This is a genomic window from Nitratireductor sp. StC3 (assembly GCF_003015025.1).
Lineage (GTDB): Bacteria > Pseudomonadota > Alphaproteobacteria > Rhizobiales > Rhizobiaceae > Mangrovimarina > Mangrovimarina alexandrii.
The window spans coordinates 176,138-193,836 of the sequence record NZ_PYBP01000008.1; the positions used below are offsets into that span (position 1 = coordinate 176,138).

Below are 17,699 nucleotides of genomic sequence, written 5' to 3' on the forward strand. Positions count from 1 at the left end.
TCGAACAATCCGTTAGTGGCAGGGAAATGCCATGGAGTGGCGATAGTCGTGGGCGGCATTGTGGACCGCCTCCATCGGGGCGAAGCCCGAAACCGCGACGACAAAAAGCCCGAGTAGCGCGGCCATCGCTAACGGCATGGCCCGGGATCGGGTCGAGACGGGTGCGCCCAAGGTCGTGGTGTTCGAATTCATGTCCTGTCCTTTCGCCCTCCACCCGAGGGCCTTGGCATTGCGTTCGCGACGACGGCAGGTTTCCTGGCTTGCGGCTCGACGCTCCCTGCCCGCCTTCCCGAAGCAGCGCTTCAGTGGCCTGTGGGGTGGAGCTTGCCGCCTACAGTTGCGGGGGCAGCCGCGGATTTGGGCACGAGGCCCGCACCGCATTCCCTTCTTCCCTCGGGAACCATCGACGATCGGAAACATAACGCAAATCGAAACGGGCGCAAACCTCAATTCACCCGCTCCGCTGTCCCGATGCCGACATCACGGCCCGGGACCGGCCGTCGGTGGTGCTCGCGCTCAGATGCTGAGCGCGAGCACCACCGACAGGATCAGCAGCGCGGCGAAGGCGACGTTGACAATGCGGTTGAGCCGCGGCTCGCGCAGAACTCGGGTCAGAAGGGCACCGCCGGCGAGCCAGACCGTATTGACCAGGGTGAGGATGACAAGCAGCAATCCGGCCTTGATGAACGCGTCGACGGTGGAGGAACCGGCAAACAATACGAAGCCGGTAAACATCGCCGCCATCGCCGCGTAGGCCTTCGGGTTGAGCAGGGAAAGCACGATCCCGTCGCCGGCGGAAGGCGCCGGTTTTGTCTGCCGCGCCTCCGACAGCGGCGGCGCGTTGGCGATACGCCAGGCGAGATAGAGGAAATAGGCCGCCGCAGCGGCCGTCACCACGGGCCCGAGCGCGGGCACGGCCAGGACGATTGCGATCACCCCGCTCGCCGTCAGCCCCATGACCAGCACCATACCGAGGAGAAGTCCCGTCATGTAGCCGAGGCCGCGCCGGGCACCGAACGCGGCGCCTGTCGCGGCGAGGCTCAGCGTGTTGGGACCCGGACTGCCGGTCAGCACGAAGCCGGCGACGAGGAACCCGATCAGGTCTTCCATGGTGTGCGTCCGTTGCGATCCAGCCGGAAATGACAGGTTCCTACAGTCGAGACGCGGCGGCAAGCCGCCTGGCGCAGCTTGGATTGACAGTCCCGGCGCTCGCGGCCTAAATGCCGGCCTGACGGTTCCCTTCCACGCGGAAGGGCTAAGAGGGAACGCGGTGCGAAGCGACCGGCTTCAACTCCGCGGCTGTCCCCGCAACTGTGAGCGGCGAGCTTCGCGTCGATTGCCACTGGATTTGTCCGGGAAGGCGGCGCGGTGCGGCGACCCGCAAGCCAGGAGACCTGCCGTCGCAACAGCAATCCTAACCGTCCGGCGGGTGACCCGGGCAAGGAGTTCGACGATTGACTTTCGACGACAGGACTGATTCGTCCGCCACGGACCCGGCCGCAACGGCAGACGCGCCGACGCCCGCCACAGCGACAATCCTTGTGTGCAGTTCATGCCGCGGCGCGGACGGCGCCGACGACCGGCCGCGTCCGGGACATTTTCTCGCCGAGGCCGCACGCGCGGCCAGCGACGATACCAGCATCCGGATCGTGGAGATCGAATGCCTGGGCAATTGCAAGCGCCGGCTGAGCGCGGCGCTGTTGCGCGAGGGGGCCTGGAGCTACGTGTTCGGCGACCTCGCGGTCGAAAACGGGGCCGACCTGGTGGCCGGAGCCAAGCTCTTCCAGACCTCCGAGAACGGGCTCATGCCCTGGCGCGGACGGCCCGAATGTCTCAAGCGCGGGGTCGTCTCCAGATTGCCGCCCGCAACCGCCATCGCCCCTGCCGCAACCCAAAAGGTTTCATCATGACTGCTTCCGCCGACCGCGTCCCCTGCACCGTCGTCACCGGTTTCCTCGGGGCCGGCAAGACGACGCTGATCCGCAACCTGATCGAGAACGCCAATGGCCGGCGTATCGCCATCATCGTCAACGAGTTCGGCGATGTCGGCATCGACGGCGAAATCCTGAAAGGCTGCGGCATCGAGAACTGCCCGCAAGAAAACGTGCTCGAACTGGCCAATGGCTGCATCTGCTGCACGGTCGCCGACGATTTCGTGCCGGCGCTCGATCAGATCCTGGCGCGCGAGCCGAAAGTCGACCACATCCTGATCGAGACCTCCGGCCTGGCCTTGCCCAAACCGCTGGTGCAGGCGTTCCAGTGGCCGGCGATCAAGGGGCGGGTGACCGTCGACGGCGTGGTGGCGGTGGTCGACGGGCCGGCGCTCGCCGACGGCCGGGTCGCCGCGGACATGGATGCGCTCGCCGCCCAGCGCGCGGCCGACGAAACGCTCGACCACGACGATCCGGTCGAGGAAGTGTTCGAGGATCAGGTTGCCTGCGCCGACCTGGTGATTTTGTCAAAAAACGACCTGCTTGACGAAAATCAGGCCGGCCGCGCCCGCGCGGCGGTGGAGCGCCACCTTGCGCGCGCGGTTAAAATCGTGCCGGCCGCCAACGGCAAGGTCGATGCCTCCGTGCTGCTCGGGCTGGGGCTGGCGGTCGAGGACGATATCGAAAACCGGCGCACGCATCATGACGGCATGCTCGACCACGAGCACGACGATTTCGACACGCATGTGATCGAGCTGCCCGCGATTTCCGATCCCGACGCGCTGGCGCGCCGGGTGACGACGGCGGCGGAAAATGCCGGCGTGCTGAGGCTCAAGGGTTTTGCACATGTCGAGGGCAAGCCGATGCGCCTGCTGGTGCAAGCGGTGGGACCGCGCGTGTCGCATTATTACGACCGCGCCTGGGGCCCGGACGAAGCCAAGGGCACGCGCCTGGTGGTGATCGGGCTCAAGGGCCTGGATCGCGAGGCGATCGAAAAGACCCTGGCGGCATAGGAGGACGAACCGCAGCGCGATGCACATCCTCGCCACCAGTTCCGCGACGCTCGACGATCTGATCGAGCCGGTCGACTTGCGCCAGGCGCCGGCCGACATGGTGGCGTTGTCGTTCACCGACAGCGATCTTTCGGCGCTGGCCGCCGCCTGGCGGGCCGAAGGCGAGGCGGTGCCGTCGCTGAGGCTCGCCAGCCTGCGCGAGTTGCGCCACCCGATGTCGGTCGATCTGTGGCTCGACAGCGTCGCCGCCCGGGCGAAAGTGATCCTGGTGCGGCTTCTGGGCGGCTATGACTGGTGGCGCTACGGCTGCGACCGGTTGGCCGAGATCGCGCGTAAAAGGGGCATCGCGCTGGCACTGTTGCCGGGCGAGTGCCGCGAGACCGACGAGCGGCTCGCCGCGTTGTCGACGATCGCTGCCGAGGAGCAGGCCGGCCTGCTCGCCTATTTCCGCGAGGGCGGGACGGCGAACATGCGCGCGCTGCTGCGCCGGATGGCGATGCACGCCGGTCACGACATCGAGGTCGAACCGGCGACACCGCTGCCCAAGGCCGGGTTTTATTGTCCCGGCCTCGGCGCGGTCGACGCCGCGACCGCGCTGGCCGCGCGGCCGGACGGCGCGGCGACAGTGCCGCTGCTGTTTTACCGTTCGATGCTGCTTGCCGAGGACGTCGCGCCGATCGACCGGCTTTTCGAGGCGATGGCCGCGCGCGGGATGTTTGCCCTGCCGCTGTTCGTCTCCAGCCTGAAGGATCCGGCGGTCCGCGCCTTCCTGACCGATACGGCGCGGCAGCAGGCGGCGCGCGCCATCGTCACCACGACGGCCTTTGCCAGCGGTGCGGAACCCGGCGCCGAAACGCTGTTCGACGCGCTCGGCGTGCCGGTGTTCCAGGCGGTGATCGCCACGACGCGGCGCGAAGCCTGGCAGAGCGGCGCGCGCGGTCTGGCGCCTGCCGACCTTGCCATACATGTCGTCCTGCCCGAACTCGACGGGCGCATCCTCGCCGGGGCGATCTCCTTCAAGGACGCTGTCGATAGCGGCGACGCGCTCGCCTATCGCGGCCAGGTCAACCGGCCCGAGCCCGACCGTGTGGACGGTCTCGCCGACCGGATCGCCGCCTTTCTGGCGCTTCAGGCGACGCCGCGCGCAAAACGCCGCATCGCCATCCTGATCCCCGATTATCCGGGCGCGGCCGGGCGCACCGGCTACGCCGTCGGGCTCGACGTGCCGGGCAGTGTCCTGGCCATGCTCGCCGACCTTAAGGCGGCCGGCTATGACGTTAAGAACATTCCGGAAACGTCGCGCGAGCTGCTGCGGCTGATCGAACGTGGCGAAAAGGCCGTGTCGGCCAAGACCTATGCGCGCCATTTCGAAACCCTGCCCGAGGCCGCGCGTGTGGCCGTGGAGGCGGCGTGGGGGCCCTCGCCCGCCGACGGATCGGAGGATTTCGGCTTTCGCGCCGCGACGTTCGGCAATGTCACGGTGGCGCTCGCCCCCGATCGCGGACGCGCCGAGGACCGCCGCGCCGACTATCACGACCCGGCCCTGCCGCCGCGCCACGACCTGCTCGCCTTCGGGCTGTGGCTGCGGGAGCGGCACGGGTGCCACGCGCTTGTCCACGTCGGCGCGCACGGCACGCTCGAATGGCTGCCGGGCAAGACAGTGGCGCTGTCAAACGCCTGCTTTCCCGAAATCGTGACCGGCGGCCTGCCGGTGATCTATCCCTTCATCGTCTCCAATCCGGGCGAGGCAGCCCAGGCCAAGCGCCGCATCGCGGCCGTCACCATCGGCCACCTGCCACCGCCTTTAACCGGTGCCGGCCTGTCGCCCGAGCAGCAGGAACTGGAGCGCCTCGTCGACGAATACGCCCAGGCCGACGGGCTCGACCGGCGCCGGCGCGACCGTCTGGCCGGGCTGATCGTGGAGATGGCGGCACGCAACGGTCTTGCCCCGGAAGCCGGCGTTGCGGAGGGCGACGATCCCGACGCCGCGCTGATGAAGATCGACGCCTGGCTGTGCGACCTGAAGGATTTCGCCGTCAAGGACGGGCTGCACATCTATGGCCGCGCGGCCGCACTCGACGACGAACCGATCCGGCAAAGCAGCGCCGGCGCCGAACGCGACGCGCTGATCGCAGCCCTCGACGGGCTCCATGTCGCGGCCGGCCCTGCCGGCGCGCCGGCGCGGGGCCGCACCGACGTGCTGCCGACCGGCCGCAATCTCTACACCGCCGATCCGCGCACCATGCCGACGCCGACCGCCTTTGAACTCGGGCGGCTGGCCAGCGAGGAAGTGCTGCGGCGCTACTTGCAGGATCACGGCGACTGGCCGCGCTCGCTGGTGATCGATCTGTGGGGCAGCGCCAGCCTGCGCACCGGCGGCGAGGAGATCGCGCAGGGGCTGGCGCTGATGGGTTGCCGGCCGCAGTGGGACGCCGCCACGGGCCGCGTGACCGGCATCGAGGTCTTGCCGCCGGCGCGCCTGGGGCGGCCACGCGTCGACGTCACCTTCCGTATTTCCGGCCTGTTCCGCGACATGTTCGCGACCCAGATCGCGCTGCTCGACGCCGCCGTCGTCGCGGTGGCCGCGCGCGAGGAGGCGGCCGGCGACAATCCGCTCGCCGAGGCTAGCCGCAATGGCGGCGCACGGCCGCAGCGGATTTTCGGCTCCTCGCCCGGCGCCTATGGCGCGGGCATCGAAGGCCTGCTTGCCGGCGGCGCATGGGCCGAGCGTGCCGAGATCGGCAAGGCGTTTCTGGAGGCGACCTCGCACGCGTTCGGCGGCGCCGACGGCGAGGCGGTGGCGGTGCCCGGCGCCTTCGCCGAACGCGTGGCCGACGCCGCACTGCTGATCCATACCGGCGACGATCCGGGGCGCGACATTCTCGAGGGCTCGGCCGACGTCGCCTTCATCGGCGGTTTCGCCGCCGCCGCGGCCGCGCTCGGCAACAAGGCCGACCTGATCGCGCTCGACACCACCGATCCGGCTAGGCCGCGCGCCCGTTCGGTGGCGGAGGCGGTGACGCGCGTGGTGCGCGCACGCGCGGTCAATCCGCGCTTCATTGCCGGCCAGATGCGCCATGGCCCGCGCGGAGCGGCCGAATTCGCCGAGACGGTCGATCGTCTGGTCGGTTTTGCCGAGACCACGGCGGCGATACCGGGCAGCCTGATCGAGGCCGTGCACGAGGCCTATCTCGGCGACGAACAGGTGCGCGCGTTCCTGCTCAGGGAAAACCCGGCCGCCGCGCGCGCGATCGCCCAGCGCTTCGCCGACGCGCGCCGGCGCGGCCTGTGGCATCCGCGCCGCAACGCCATCGACGACGATCTCGCCGCTCTGATCGCGGAAGCACGCGCCGGGGAGCAGGCGGCATGAACGCGTCCCCGCGGCGCGGCGCCTGCCCGTCCCTGGCCGTACCGATGGAAACCGGCGACGGGCTGCTTATCCGGCTGCAGCCCTTGCAGGGCGGGGTGAGCCCGGTCCAGCTTGCCGGCCTTGCCGAGGCAGCGGCGCGCTTCGGCAACGCGATGATGGAGGTGACGGCGCGCGGCAGCCTGCAGATCCGAGGATTGACCACCAGTTCGGCTGGCGATTTCGCCGCCGCCGTCGACCGGCTCGGCATCGCCGTACGCGACGGCGTGCCGGTCGAAACCGGGCCGCTCGCCGGTCTCGATCCGAGCGAAGCCGCCGATCCGCGCCCGCTGGCAGAAAAGATCCGCGCCGGTATCGCCGCCGCCGGCCTGGCGCCGAAACTGGCCCCGAAAATTTCGGTGATCGTCGATGGCGGCGGGGTCCTGACGCTCGGCGACCTGATCGCCGATCTGCGCCTGACGGCGCTGGATGCGAACTCCTGGCGGCTTGCGGTCGGCGGCACGGCGGCACGCGCGCGGGTGCTCGGCATTGTGACGGACGAGGCCGCCCACGCCGCGATCGTGACGCTGCTTGAGGCGATCGCCGCCAAGGGAGGTGCTGCGCGCGGGCGCGATCTCGCGCCCGACGAGCTTGCAGGCACGCTGCGCGGCCTCGCCATCGCTGAAGCAGCCGAGACCGATGCCAGGACGCCCGCCGCCTCCCTGCCGGTCGGCCGGTTTGCGCTGAAGGACGATCGCGTCGCCCTGGGCGTCGCGCTGGCCTTCGGCCAGGCCCATGCGGACGCCCTCGCCGGCCTCGCGGCAACGGCCGAACGCGCCGGCATTGCCGAAATCCGCTTCGCACCGGGGCGCGGCCTGATGTTGCCGGCGCCGGCCGACGCCAAGATTTCGACCGTGCGGCAGGCTGCGGAAAAACTCGGCTTCGTCGTCGAGCCCAGCGACCCGCGCCTGTCGATCGTCGCCTGTGCCGGCCGGCCGGCCTGTGCCGCCGGCCGTTACCGGACCCGTGAGACCGCAGCCGCAATCAGCGAGGCGGCGGCCGGCCTGCTGGACGGCTCGCTGCGGCTGCATCTTTCGGGTTGCGCCAAACGCTGCGCGCAGCCGGCACGACCGGGCTGGACGCTTCTCGGTGGCGACGCGGCCCGCATGCTGACCGCCGACAGGGCCGGCGCATACGAAATGCGCGGCAAGGTCGCGGCCGGAGAAGAAGCCGACGCATTCGCACGCTTGACGGCGGCCTTCGCGCGCCACAGGAAGACGAACGAATCCGCCGCCGCCTTCCTGGCCCGCCAGGACGCCTCCACGCTTACCACTTGGCTTCGCCGGGACCCGACATGACAACGACCGACTATATCCGCGACGGCAATGCGATCTACGAACGCTCCTTCGCGATCATTCGCGAGGAAGCCGACCTGACCCGGTTTTCCGACGCCGAGGCCGACGTCGCGGTGCGCATGATCCACGCCTGCGGGCTGGTCGAGGCGGCCGCGCAATTTTCCTTCGCGCCGGGTTTCGTCAAAGCCGCGCGGGCCGCGCTGACCGGCGGAGCGCCGATCCTGTGCGACGCGGAAATGGTGGCGCACGGGGTGACGAGGGCACGGCTGCCGGCCGACAATGCCGTGGTGTGCACGCTTCGCGATGCACGCACCCCCGACCTTGCAAGACAGATCGGCAACACGCGTTCGGCCGCGGCGCTGGAATTGTGGCGCGACCGGCTCGACGGCGCGCTGGTGGCGATCGGCAATGCGCCGACGGCGCTGTTTCATCTGCTCGACATGATCGCGGCCGGCGCGCCGAAACCCGCCGCCATCATCGGCATGCCGGTCGGCTTCGTCGGCGCAGCCGAATCCAAGGACGCGCTGGCGGCGAACGCGTTCGACATCCCCTATGCGATCGTGCGCGGCCGGCTGGGCGGCAGCGCGATGACGGCGGCCTGCATCAACGCGCTGGCGAGGGCGGGCCTGTGACCTCTCCCCGCCCAGGCCGACTGATCGGCGTCGGCACCGGTCCCGGCGATCCCGAACTGTTGACGGTCAAGGCCGTGCGCGCGCTCGAAAACGCCGACGTGGTGGCGCATTTCGCCAAGCGCGGCAACAATTCCAATGCGCGGCGCATCGTGGCCGACTTGTTGCGGCCGGACGTCGCCGAACTGGCGCTGCTTTATCCGGTCACGACCGAGATCGACAAGACCGAGGCCGCCTATCGCCGCGCGATCGACGGGTTTTACGAACAGGCCGCTGCCAGCGTCGCCGAACGGCTCGACGCCGGCCAGACCGTGGCGGTGCTGTCGGAGGGCGATCCCCTCTTTTACGGTTCCTACATGCATCTGCACGTGCGGCTGGCCGAACGCTACCGGGCCGACATCATCCCCGGCGTCACCGCGATGTCCGGCGCATGGTCGCAGACCGGGCTGCCGATCTCCCAGGGCGACGACGTGTTGACGGTGCTGCCCGGCACGATGGCGGAGGCCGAACTTGCGCGCCGGCTTTCCGACACAGACGCCGCCGTGATCATGAAGGTCGGGCGCAACCTGCCCAAAATCCGCCGCGCACTCGAACATGCCGGCCGGCTCGACAACGCCTTTTACGTCGAGCGCGCGACGATGCAAAATGGGCACGCAACACGGCTTGCCGACAAGGGCGACGACGAGCAAGCGCCGTATTTTTCCATCGTGTTGATACCGGGCTGGCGGGGGCGCGCATGACCGGCAGGCTGTTCGTGATCGGCACCGGACCCGGCAATCCGGCCCAGACCACGCCGGAAGCAAGCGCGGCGATCGCCGAGGCCGGGCATTTTTTCGGCTACGGACCCTATCTCGACCGGCTTTCGCTGCGGCAAGACCAGCAGCGCCACGCCTCCGACAATCGCGAGGAGCTGGCGCGCGCGCGCGCGGCCCTCGACATGGCGGCCGGCGGTGCCGCGGTGGCGGTCGTTTCGGGCGGCGATCCCGGCGTCTTCGCCATGGCGGCGGCGGTCTGCGAGGCGATCGAAGCCGGCCCGGCGCGCTACCGCTCGATCGATCTCACCGTCGTGCCCGGCGTCACCGCCATGCTGGCGGTCGCGGCCCGGGCCGGCGCGCCGCTCGGCCATGATTTCTGCGCGATCTCCCTGTCCGACAATTTGAAACCCTGGACGCTGGTGGAACGCCGACTGGCGGCGGCGGCCGAGGCCGGGTTCGTGATCGCGCTCTACAACCCGATCAGCCGTGCCCGGCCCTGGCAGCTCGGCCGCGCCTTCGAACTGTTGCGCGCGCATCTGCCGGCGCATGTGCCGGTGATCTTCGGGCGCGCGGCCGGGCGGGCGGACGAGACCATCACCGTCATGCCGCTCGGCGAGGCCGACCCGGCCAAAGCCGACATGGCGACCTGCATCATCGTCGGATCGGCCGAAACGCGGCTGATCGAGCGGCCCGGCCGGCCGGCTCTCGTCTACGCGCCGCGCTCGGCGGAAACGGTTGCGGAAAGGGCGGGCACGGAATGAGCCAGCGCCCGTACCGCCTCGTCCACGCTCGCGACGGTGATGCCGTCTGCGGGAACCGGCGGCCGGCGTACCAATACGGTTTCGATGCCGAGCGTGCGGGCGGCGGCAAGCTTGGCGTAGGTCGCATCGCCGCCGCTATTCTTGGCAAGCACTGCGTCGATGCCGTAGCGCCGGAACAGCGCTTCTTCCCCGTCCTCGGCGAACGGACCACGGGCGAGCATATACGCGACGGAGGGCAATGCCAGCGGCGGCTCGACCGGGTCGACGCTGCGCACGAGATAAAAATGCCGCGGCGCGGACAGAAGCGGCGCCAGTTCCTGGCGTCCGAGCGCGACGAACACGCGGCGCGGCGCGGTGCCGAGCGCAGCAACCGCCTCGGCGACCGTGCCGACCTCGCGCCAGCGATCGCCATCATGCCGCTGCCAGGCAGGCCTGCGCAGCGCAATCAAGGAAACACCGGCGGCGCGCGCGGCCGCGGCGGCATTGGCGGTGATGCGCGCGGCGAAGGGATGGGTCGCGTCGACCAGCACGGTCACGCCTTCGCGGCGCAGCCATGCCTCAAGGCCGGCCGCGCCGCCGAAGCCGCCGACACGCACCGGCACGGGCTGCTCTGGCGGATTGCGGGTGCGGCCGGCGAGCGACAGGGTGAGCCGGCATCGGCCCTTGAGCCGCGCGGCCAGATTTCGCGCCTCGCCCGTTCCGCCGAGGATCAGGATATGGTGCTGCATCATGCCATCTAGCGATCCACGCCCGATCAGCTCAACCGAAAAACGCTGGCTGACGATCGTCGGCATCGGCGAAGACGGGCTCGACGGGCTCGCGCCGCAGGCGCTGCGCGCGATCGCGACGGCCGAACATGTCTTCGGCGGCCGGCGGCACCTGAAGCTCGCCGCGGGTCGGATCGCCGGTGTCGCCCACTCCTGGCCTTCGCCGTTCGATGCGGCAATGGCGGCGGTCTGCGCGCTGCGCGGTCAAGAGGTCTGCGTGCTCGCCTCGGGCGATCCTTTCTGCCACGGCGTTGGGGCAACGCTGGCGCGCCATCTTCCGGCCCGCGAGATGACGGTGCTGCCGGCGCCCTCGGCATTCAGCCTGGCGGCGGCGCGGCTGGGCTGGGCGCTCCAGGACGTCGATACGGTATCGCTGCACGGCCGTCCGGTCGACTATCTGCGCCCGCTGCTGCAGCCGGGCCGGCGCGTCCTGGCGCTGACCTCGGACGAGACCGGCCCCGAAGAGATCGCCGAATTGCTGCGGACCGACGGGTTTTCCCGATCACGGATGACCGTGCTCGAAGCGCTCGGCGGCCCGGCGGAGCGGATCACGACACTCAACGCCGGCGCGGCCCTGCCCGAGACGATCAACCCGCTCAACCTGGTCGCCATCGAGCCCGTGGCCGACGCCAATGCCAGGCTTTTGCCGCGCGCCGCCGGCCTCGACGACGCGCTGTTCGTGCATGACGGCCAGATCACCAAACGCGAGATCCGCGCGCTGACCCTGTCGGCGCTGGCCCCGCTGCGCGGCCAATTGTTGTGGGATGTCGGCGCGGGGTCCGGCTCGGTGGCGATCGAATGGATGCTGGCCGATCCGGCCATGCGCGCGGTCGCGGTCGAATCCGATCCGGCCCGCGCCGAAACCATCCGCCACAATGCGCGGCGCATCGGTGTGCCGGCGCTCGCGGTGGCGGAAGGTGCTGCGCCGGACGCGCTTGCCGGCCTGGAACCGCCCGATGCGGTCTTCGTCGGCGGCGGCGGCACGCTGCCGGGCGTGATGGAAACGGCAATGAAGGCGCTGAAACCGGGCGGACGGCTGGTCGCAAACGCGGTGACCCTGGAGATGGAAGCCCGGCTGTTGGCATTGCGCGTGCGCCACGGCGGCACCCTGACCAGGCTGTCGGTGGAACGCGCCGGAGCGGTCGGCACGATGACGGCCTGGCGGCCGGCCATGCCGATCGTGCAATGGACATGGAGCAAGCCATGATCGTGGCGGGTCTGGGCTGCCGACGCGGGGTGTCGGCCAACGACGTTCTGGCCGCGGTCGAGGCCGGCATGACACGGGCCGGGCTGTCCGGCACGATGCCCGACATGCTTGCGACCGGGACAATGAAGCGCGACGAACGCGCTATCGGCGAAGCCGGCGCACGGATCGAGCGGACGGTGGTTCTGGTCGACGGGCCGGCGCTCGCCGCCGTCGAACCGGCGCTGGTGACGCGCTCGGCCGCCTCGCGCAAGGCGAGCGGATCGTCCTCGCTGGCCGAGGCGGCAGCGCTGGCGGCCGCAGGCCCCGGCGCGAAACTGCTCGCGCCGCGCACGATTTTCGGCGCGGTGACCTGCGCCGTCGCGCAAGCCGGAGGCCGGCCATGACGGTGCACTTCATCGGCGCCGGCCCCGGCGCGGCCGACCTGATCACGGTACGCGGCCGCAACCTGATCGCGCGCTGTCCGGTCTGTCTCTACGCCGGCTCGATCGTGCCGCCTGCTCTTCTGGAGCATTGTCCGCCGGACGCGCTGGTGCGCGACACCGCGCCCTTGTCGCTTGACGAGATCGAGGCCGCCTTCGTCGACGCGCACGCCAAGGGCCAGGACGTCGCGCGCCTGCATTCGGGCGATCTGTCGGTGTGGAGCGCCGTCGCCGAGCAGATGCGCCGGCTCGACAAAAGGGGCATCGCCTATACACTCACGCCCGGCGTGCCGGCCTTTTCGGCCGCCGCCGCGGCGCTCGGGCGCGAGCTGACCATACCGGAGGTCGCGCAAAGCCTGGTGCTGACGCGCGTCTCGGGCCGCGCTTCCAAGATGCCGCCGGGCGAGAGCTTGCAGGCTTTCGGCGCGAGCGGCGCCACGCTGGCCATCCATCTCGCCATCCATGCGCTCGACCGGGTGGTGGCGGAACTGACCCCGCTCTACGGCCCCGATTGCCCGGTGGCGGTGGTGGCGCATGCGAGTTGGCCGCAGGAGCGTATCGTTCGCGGCAGCCTCGCCACAATCGCACGCCAAATCGCCGACGACCCGATCGAACGCACGGCGATCATCTTTGTCGGTCCCGGCCTGGCGGCCGAGGATTTCCGCGAGAGCGCGCTATACGACGCGGCCTATCAGCGCCGTTTCAGGGGACGGGAGGCGATATGAGCATCGAGAACGCGATCGGCCGGCTGGCGCCCGAAATCGTCGAGTTCAAGGTCGGCCAGGTCTGGCTTGCCGGGGCGGGCCCGGGCAATGCCGGCCAGCTTACGCTCGACGTGGTTTCCGCGCTCGCCCAGGCCGACGCGATCGTCTACGACGCGCTGGTCGACCCGTCGATCCTCAAGGCGGCGCAAGATGCCGACCTGCATTTCGTCGGCAAGCGCGGCGGCAAGCCCTCGACCCCACAGGACGACATCACCGCGCTGTTGATCGCGCTCGCCGGCCGGGGCAAGCGCGTCCTGCGGCTGAAGGGCGGCGACCCCTACGTGTTCGGACGCGGCGGCGAGGAGGCAATGGCGCTTGCCCGGGCCGGAATCCCGTTCCGCATCCTGCCGGGCGTCACCTCCGCCTTCGGCGCCCTGGCGAGCGCCGGCATTCCCGCCACCATGCGCGGCCTGAACAAGGCGATCATCCTGGCGACCGGCCACGCCGCCGGCGCGCCGGACGATCTCGACTGGGCGGCGCTCGCCCGCACCGGCCAGCCGATCGTGGTCTATATGGGGCTGAGACGGCTCGAGACGATTGCCGCGGCCCTGATGGCGGGCGGCCTGTCGGCGACGACGCCGGCTGCGGTGATCGCGGCCGCCACGACCGAGGGCGAAACCGTGCTGGTGTCGACATTGGCCGCAATCGCGCGCGAGGCGGCCACTTGCGGCATCGCCTCGCCGGCGCTGATCGTGGTCGGCGAGATCGTGTCGATGCGCGCCGAACTCGGTCAGTTCGTCAAGCTGGTCAAAAGCGCATGACCGCGCGCGCCTTGATCATCGGCGCCGCCCGCTCGGGTTCCGGCAAGACCAGTGTCACCATAGGCCTGCTGCGCGCCCTCAGCCGGCGCGGTATCGCCGTCAGGGGTGCCAAATCCGGACCGGACTATATCGATCCCGGCTTCCACGCGGCCGCCACGGGACGACCCGGCGTCAATCTCGACAGTTGGGCGATGCCGCCCGCCCTGCTCGACGCGCTGACGGGAACGGCCGCGCATGGCGGCGATCTGGTGATCGTGGAAAGCGCGATGGGGCTTTTCGACGGCATCCGCGCCGAGCCCGGCCGCACGGGTGCCGCGTCGGATTTGGCGCGGCGCTACGGCGTGCCGGTGCTTCTGGTGCTCGACGTGTCCGGCCAGTCGCAGACCGCCGCCGCGATCGCGCGCGGCTTTGCCAGCCACGACCCGCAGGTCCGGATCGCCGGCGTGATCCTCAACCAGGTCGCAAGTCCCCGGCACGAGACCTATGTGCGCGAAGCGCTGGAGGATATCGGCATCGAGGTGGTGGGCGTCATCTACCGCAATCCCGAAATGACGTTGCCGGAACGCCATCTCGGCCTGGTGCAGGCAAGCGAGCACGCGGCCATCGACGCCTTTATCGAGCGGCTGGCCGACACGATGGAAAAATCGATCGATCTCGACCGGGTCATGGACCTTGCCGGCCCGTTCGCGCCTGCTTCCGACGGCGACGCCGCAGCGAACCTGCCTCCGCCCGGACAGCGGGTCGCGATTGCCCGCGACGCGGCGTTTTCTTTCGTCTACCCGCATGTGCTGGCTGCTTGGCACGCTGACGGGGTCGACATCCTGCCGTTTTCGCCGCTCGCCGACGAGGCACCGGACGAAACCGCCGATGCTTGCTGGCTGCCCGGGGGCTATCCGGAGTTGCACGCCGCCCAACTTGGCGCGGCCACCCGTTTCAGGGACGGCATGCACGCCTTCGCCGCGACCAGGCCCGTCCATGGCGAGTGCGGCGGCTTCATGGTGCTCGGGCGGGCAATCGAAGATGCCGACGGTGCCGGCCACGCCATGCTCGGCCTGCTCGGCCACGAAACCAGCTTCGCCAAGCGCAAGATCAATCTCGGCTATCGGCAGGCGCGGCTGCGTTGCGACTGCGCCATCGGTCGGGCCGGCGACACGGTGCGCGGTCACGAATTTCATTACGCGCGCGTCACCCAGGCGGGCGACGACGAGGCCCTGGCCGACATCGCCGACGGCGCCGGCAATCCGCTCGGCCTATCGGGCGCGCGGCGCGGTACCGTCACGGGCACGTTCTTTCACGCGATCGCGAGGGCCTGACAATGGCGGGACTTCCCCGTTCGGACGAGATTTTGGCCGATATGGCAACCGCGCTCGGCTTTTTCACACGCCTGCCGGTTCCCTTTGCGACAGATGCCGGGCGCTCGCTGTCGCAAAGCCTGTGGGCCGCACCGCTGGCCGGGCTGGCGGTCGCGCTGACCGGTTGGCTGGCCTTCGTCGTCGCGCTGTGGCTCGGCCTTTTCACCGACATCGCGGCACTCGTGGCGCTTGGTGCGATGCTCGTGGTCACCGGTGCGCTGCACGAGGACGGGCTTGCCGATGTCGCGGACGGCTTCGGCGGCGGACGCGAGCGCGAGGCAAAACTCGCCATCATGCGCGACAGCCGCATCGGCACCTATGGCGTATGCGCGCTCACGCTCAGCCTGATCGCACGCTGGCTTGCTCTCGCCGCGCTGGTGACGCCCGGCGAGGCGCTTGCCGGCCTGATCGCCGCGCACATGGCCTCGCGCGCGCTGTTGCCTGCCTTCATGCGCCTGGTGCCGAATGCGCGCCACGACGGAATGTCGGCCGGCGCCGGCGACGTCGACACGCGCACCGTCCAGATCGCCGCCCTGTTGGGCGCGGTGGCGCTGCTGTTGCTGGGCCTTGCCGGTGCGGTCATGGCCGCCCTGGCGCTCACGCTGTGGGTCTTCTGTCTGCGGCGGATCGCCATGCGCCAGATCGGCGGACGCACCGGCGATGTTTTGGGCGCCCTGCAGCAGGGCGGCGAAATCATCGTGCTGGTGACCGCCTGCGCCATGCTCGCCTGAGGCCCACGGGAGTTTTCATGAACGGCTTTTCCACGCTCGCCCATCTCAAGGCCGCCTGCCGCGACCTGCCCGAAGCCGATCCCGGTGCCGACGAGGCGGCGCGGGCGCGCCAGGGGCAGTTGACCAAACCGCCCGGCAGTCTCGGCCGGCTGGAGGACATGGCGGTATGGCTCGCCGGCTGGCAGGGGCGCGAAAAACCCCGACTCGACCGGGTCGAGGTGATCGTGTTCGCCGGCTCGCACGGCATCACCGCGCGCGGCGTCTCGGCCTTTCCGGCCGAGGTGACCGCACAGATGGTGGCGAACTTCTCCGCCGGCGGCGCGGCCATCAACCAGCTCGCCCATGCCGCCGGCGCGGGACTGACAGTGGTGCCGCTTGCAATCGACACGCCAACGGCCGATTTCACCGGAGCTCCGGCGATGAACGAGGCCGCGTTTCTCGCCGCGGTCTCGACCGGTTACGCGGCGGTATCGCCCGACGCCGACCTGATCGCGCTCGGCGAAATGGGGATCGGCAACACGACCGCGGCCGCGGCACTGGCCGCGGCGCTGTTCGGCGGCACCGGCGCCGATTGGGCCGGACGCGGCACCGGCGTCGATGACGCCGGGTTACAACGCAAGGCTGCCGTGATCGACGCGGGGCTCGCCCGGCATGGCGAGCGCCGCAACGACCCGCTCGGTCTGCTCGCCGCGCTCGGCGGGCGCGAACTGGCTGCGATCTTCGGCGCGACGCTTGCAGCCCGGCATCACCGCATTCCCGTCGTTCTGGACGGGTTCGTGTGCACCGCCGCCGCCGCGCCGCTTGGAAGATTGCATGCGCGCGGCCTCGCGCACGCCGTCGCCGGCCATGTCTCGGCCGAGGCCGGGCACCGGCGACTGCTCGAGGCGGTCGGGCTGTCGCCGCTGCTCGATCTCGGCATGCGGCTCGGCGAGGCTTCCGGCGCCTGCGTGGCGCTCATGATCCTGCACGCGGCGGCCGCCTGTCACGCGGGTATGGCCACCTTCGCCGAGGCCGGCGTTTCCGACGGCTGAGACGGAGGACCTGGTATCATGCGCACCCTTCTTGTGATCGGCATCGGCGCCGGCGACCCGGACCAGATGACGGTTCAGGCGATCAAGGCGCTGAACAGGGCCGAGGTCGTTTTCATCCCAGCCAAACAGGGCAAGGACGGGCTCGCCGAACTGCGCCGCGAGATCTGCCGGCGTTTCATGACCCGCGAGAACTGGCGCGAGGTCGGCTACGAGGTACCGAAACGCGCGGAGCCCGAGCCGTCCTACCGGCAAAGCGTCGACGACTGGCACGCAGCGATCGGGGTGACCTGGGAACGGCTGCTGGACGAGGAACTCGACGAGAACGGCTGCGCGGCGCTGCTCGTGTGGGGCGATCCCTCGCTCTACGATTCGACGCTGCGCATTGTCGACCACCTGGCGCGGCGCGGCCGCATCGCTTTCGAGTACGAGGTCTTTCCCGGCATCACCAGCGTCCAGGCCCTGGCGGCGCAACACCGGATTCCGTTGAATACGATCGGCGGTCCGGTCCACATCACCACCGGCCGACGCCTGTCGGAAAAATTTCCCGCCGACGCCGACAGCGTCGTCGTCATGCTCGACGGCGTGCAGGCCTTCCGCGGCGTGCCGCCGGACAATGTCGACATCTACTGGGGCGCCAATCTGGGTACCGACAGCGAAAGCGCAATCGCCGGACCGCTTGGCGAAAAGGCCGATGCGATTTCACAGGCCCGCGCGACCGCCCGCGACAAGGCGGGCTGGGTGATGGACACCTATCTCTTGCGCAAGCGCGCGCCCGACACCGACTGAACCGACAGACGGCACACCGCCCTTCACGCCCCGCCGACAGGCCCGCCCTGCCCCGGTCGCCAGGCCCCGCCCTGCGTCACGACCGGCCGGG

The 17,699-nt window shown here is 70.2% G+C and carries 18 protein-coding genes and 2 riboswitches; of the genes, 15 read left to right on the top strand and 3 right to left on the bottom strand.

Going from position 1 to position 17,699, the window contains the following annotated elements; translation table 11 throughout:
* Nucleotides 1-12 precede the first annotated feature (12 nt).
* Together C7T96_RS17020 and C7T96_RS17025 are read right to left on the bottom strand one after the other, a co-directional pair.
* Nucleotides 13-192 carry a CbtB domain-containing protein gene (locus C7T96_RS17020; RefSeq protein ID WP_106572434.1) on the bottom strand — a complete coding sequence of 60 codons (180 nt, stop codon included), beginning with the start codon at nucleotides 190-192 and terminating at the stop codon, nucleotides 13-15.
* Nucleotides 193-227: 35 nt separating this feature from the next.
* A riboswitch (cobalamin riboswitch) is annotated at nucleotides 228-420 on the bottom strand.
* A 96-nt stretch (nucleotides 421-516) separates the two neighbouring features.
* Nucleotides 517-1,110, bottom strand: a complete 594-nt coding sequence (locus C7T96_RS17025) for a LysE family transporter (RefSeq protein ID WP_106572435.1) — start codon at nucleotides 1,108-1,110, stop codon at nucleotides 517-519.
* Nucleotides 1,111-1,215: 105 nt separating this feature from the next.
* A riboswitch (cobalamin riboswitch) is annotated at nucleotides 1,216-1,417 on the top strand.
* Between the two features lie 124 nt (nucleotides 1,418-1,541).
* On the opposite strand from C7T96_RS17025, the gene C7T96_RS17030 reads away from it, so the two are divergent.
* From C7T96_RS17030 to C7T96_RS17060, 7 genes are read left to right on the top strand one after another with little or no spacing between them, the layout of a single operon-like run.
* Complete coding sequence (locus C7T96_RS17030; RefSeq protein WP_348627254.1) at nucleotides 1,542-1,910, top strand: DUF1636 domain-containing protein; 369 nt, start codon at nucleotides 1,542-1,544, stop codon at nucleotides 1,908-1,910.
* A complete protein-coding gene (gene cobW / locus C7T96_RS17035; RefSeq protein WP_106572437.1) occupies nucleotides 1,907-2,944 on the top strand; it encodes a cobalamin biosynthesis protein CobW in 1,038 nt (345 codons plus the stop codon). The genes C7T96_RS17030 and cobW overlap by 4 nt, the downstream gene beginning before the upstream one ends.
* A gap of 19 nt (nucleotides 2,945-2,963) precedes the next feature.
* Nucleotides 2,964-6,314, top strand: a complete 3,351-nt coding sequence (gene cobN / locus C7T96_RS17040) for a cobaltochelatase subunit CobN (RefSeq protein ID WP_106572438.1) — start codon at nucleotides 2,964-2,966, stop codon at nucleotides 6,312-6,314.
* Nucleotides 6,311-7,648 (top strand): precorrin-3B synthase, encoded by a 1,338-nt coding sequence (cobG, locus tag C7T96_RS17045; protein ID WP_106572439.1) that lies wholly within the window; start codon nucleotides 6,311-6,313, stop codon nucleotides 7,646-7,648. Before cobN ends, cobG begins: the two co-directional genes overlap by 4 nt.
* Nucleotides 7,645-8,277, top strand: coding sequence for a precorrin-8X methylmutase (locus C7T96_RS17050; protein WP_106572440.1), 633 nt, complete (start codon nucleotides 7,645-7,647; stop codon nucleotides 8,275-8,277). Before cobG ends, C7T96_RS17050 begins: the two co-directional genes overlap by 4 nt.
* On the top strand, nucleotides 8,274-9,014 hold the full coding sequence (locus C7T96_RS17055; protein WP_106572441.1) for a precorrin-2 C(20)-methyltransferase: 741 nt from the start codon (nucleotides 8,274-8,276) through the stop codon (nucleotides 9,012-9,014). Before C7T96_RS17050 ends, C7T96_RS17055 begins: the two co-directional genes overlap by 4 nt.
* On the top strand, nucleotides 9,011-9,790 hold the full coding sequence (locus C7T96_RS17060; RefSeq protein ID WP_106572442.1) for a precorrin-3B C(17)-methyltransferase: 780 nt from the start codon (nucleotides 9,011-9,013) through the stop codon (nucleotides 9,788-9,790). The genes C7T96_RS17055 and C7T96_RS17060 overlap by 4 nt, the downstream gene beginning before the upstream one ends.
* Here the strand turns inward: C7T96_RS17060 and C7T96_RS17065 are convergent.
* Complete coding sequence (locus tag C7T96_RS17065) at nucleotides 9,739-10,518, bottom strand: cobalt-precorrin-6A reductase (protein WP_106572443.1); 780 nt, start codon at nucleotides 10,516-10,518, stop codon at nucleotides 9,739-9,741. The two genes, C7T96_RS17060 and C7T96_RS17065, sit on opposite strands and share 52 nt — an antisense overlap.
* Nucleotide 10,519: 1 nt before the next feature.
* Here C7T96_RS17065 and cbiE point away from each other — a divergent pair, with 1 nt between their 5' ends.
* The 8 genes from cbiE to cobF are packed head-to-tail and all read left to right on the top strand — an operon-like array spanning nucleotide 10,520 to nucleotide 17,608.
* A complete protein-coding gene (gene cbiE / locus C7T96_RS17070; protein WP_106572444.1) occupies nucleotides 10,520-11,764 on the top strand; it encodes a precorrin-6y C5,15-methyltransferase (decarboxylating) subunit CbiE in 1,245 nt (414 codons plus the stop codon).
* A complete protein-coding gene (locus tag C7T96_RS17075; protein WP_106572445.1) occupies nucleotides 11,743-12,147 on the top strand; it encodes a cobalamin biosynthesis protein in 405 nt (134 codons plus the stop codon). The genes cbiE and C7T96_RS17075 overlap by 22 nt, the downstream gene beginning before the upstream one ends.
* Nucleotides 12,144-12,908: a precorrin-4 C(11)-methyltransferase gene (gene cobM, locus C7T96_RS17080; RefSeq protein WP_106572446.1), complete on the top strand. Its 765-nt coding sequence runs from the start codon at nucleotides 12,144-12,146 to the stop codon at nucleotides 12,906-12,908. The genes C7T96_RS17075 and cobM overlap by 4 nt, the downstream gene beginning before the upstream one ends.
* Nucleotides 12,905-13,708, top strand: a complete 804-nt coding sequence (gene cobA, locus C7T96_RS17085; RefSeq protein ID WP_106572447.1) for a uroporphyrinogen-III C-methyltransferase — start codon at nucleotides 12,905-12,907, stop codon at nucleotides 13,706-13,708. Before cobM ends, cobA begins: the two co-directional genes overlap by 4 nt.
* Nucleotides 13,705-15,021 carry a cobyrinate a,c-diamide synthase gene (locus C7T96_RS17090; RefSeq protein ID WP_106572448.1) on the top strand — a complete coding sequence of 439 codons (1,317 nt, stop codon included), beginning with the start codon at nucleotides 13,705-13,707 and terminating at the stop codon, nucleotides 15,019-15,021. The genes cobA and C7T96_RS17090 overlap by 4 nt, the downstream gene beginning before the upstream one ends.
* Before the next feature lie 2 nt (nucleotides 15,022-15,023).
* Nucleotides 15,024-15,791 (top strand): adenosylcobinamide-GDP ribazoletransferase, encoded by a 768-nt coding sequence (gene cobS / locus C7T96_RS17095; protein ID WP_106572449.1) that lies wholly within the window; start codon nucleotides 15,024-15,026, stop codon nucleotides 15,789-15,791.
* A gap of 17 nt (nucleotides 15,792-15,808) precedes the next feature.
* Nucleotides 15,809-16,822, top strand: coding sequence for a nicotinate-nucleotide--dimethylbenzimidazole phosphoribosyltransferase (cobT, locus tag C7T96_RS17100; protein ID WP_106572450.1), 1,014 nt, complete (start codon nucleotides 15,809-15,811; stop codon nucleotides 16,820-16,822).
* 18 nt (nucleotides 16,823-16,840) lie between these two features.
* Nucleotides 16,841-17,608: a precorrin-6A synthase (deacetylating) gene (gene cobF, locus C7T96_RS17105; RefSeq protein WP_106572451.1), complete on the top strand. Its 768-nt coding sequence runs from the start codon at nucleotides 16,841-16,843 to the stop codon at nucleotides 17,606-17,608.
* Nucleotides 17,609-17,699 lie beyond the last annotated feature (91 nt).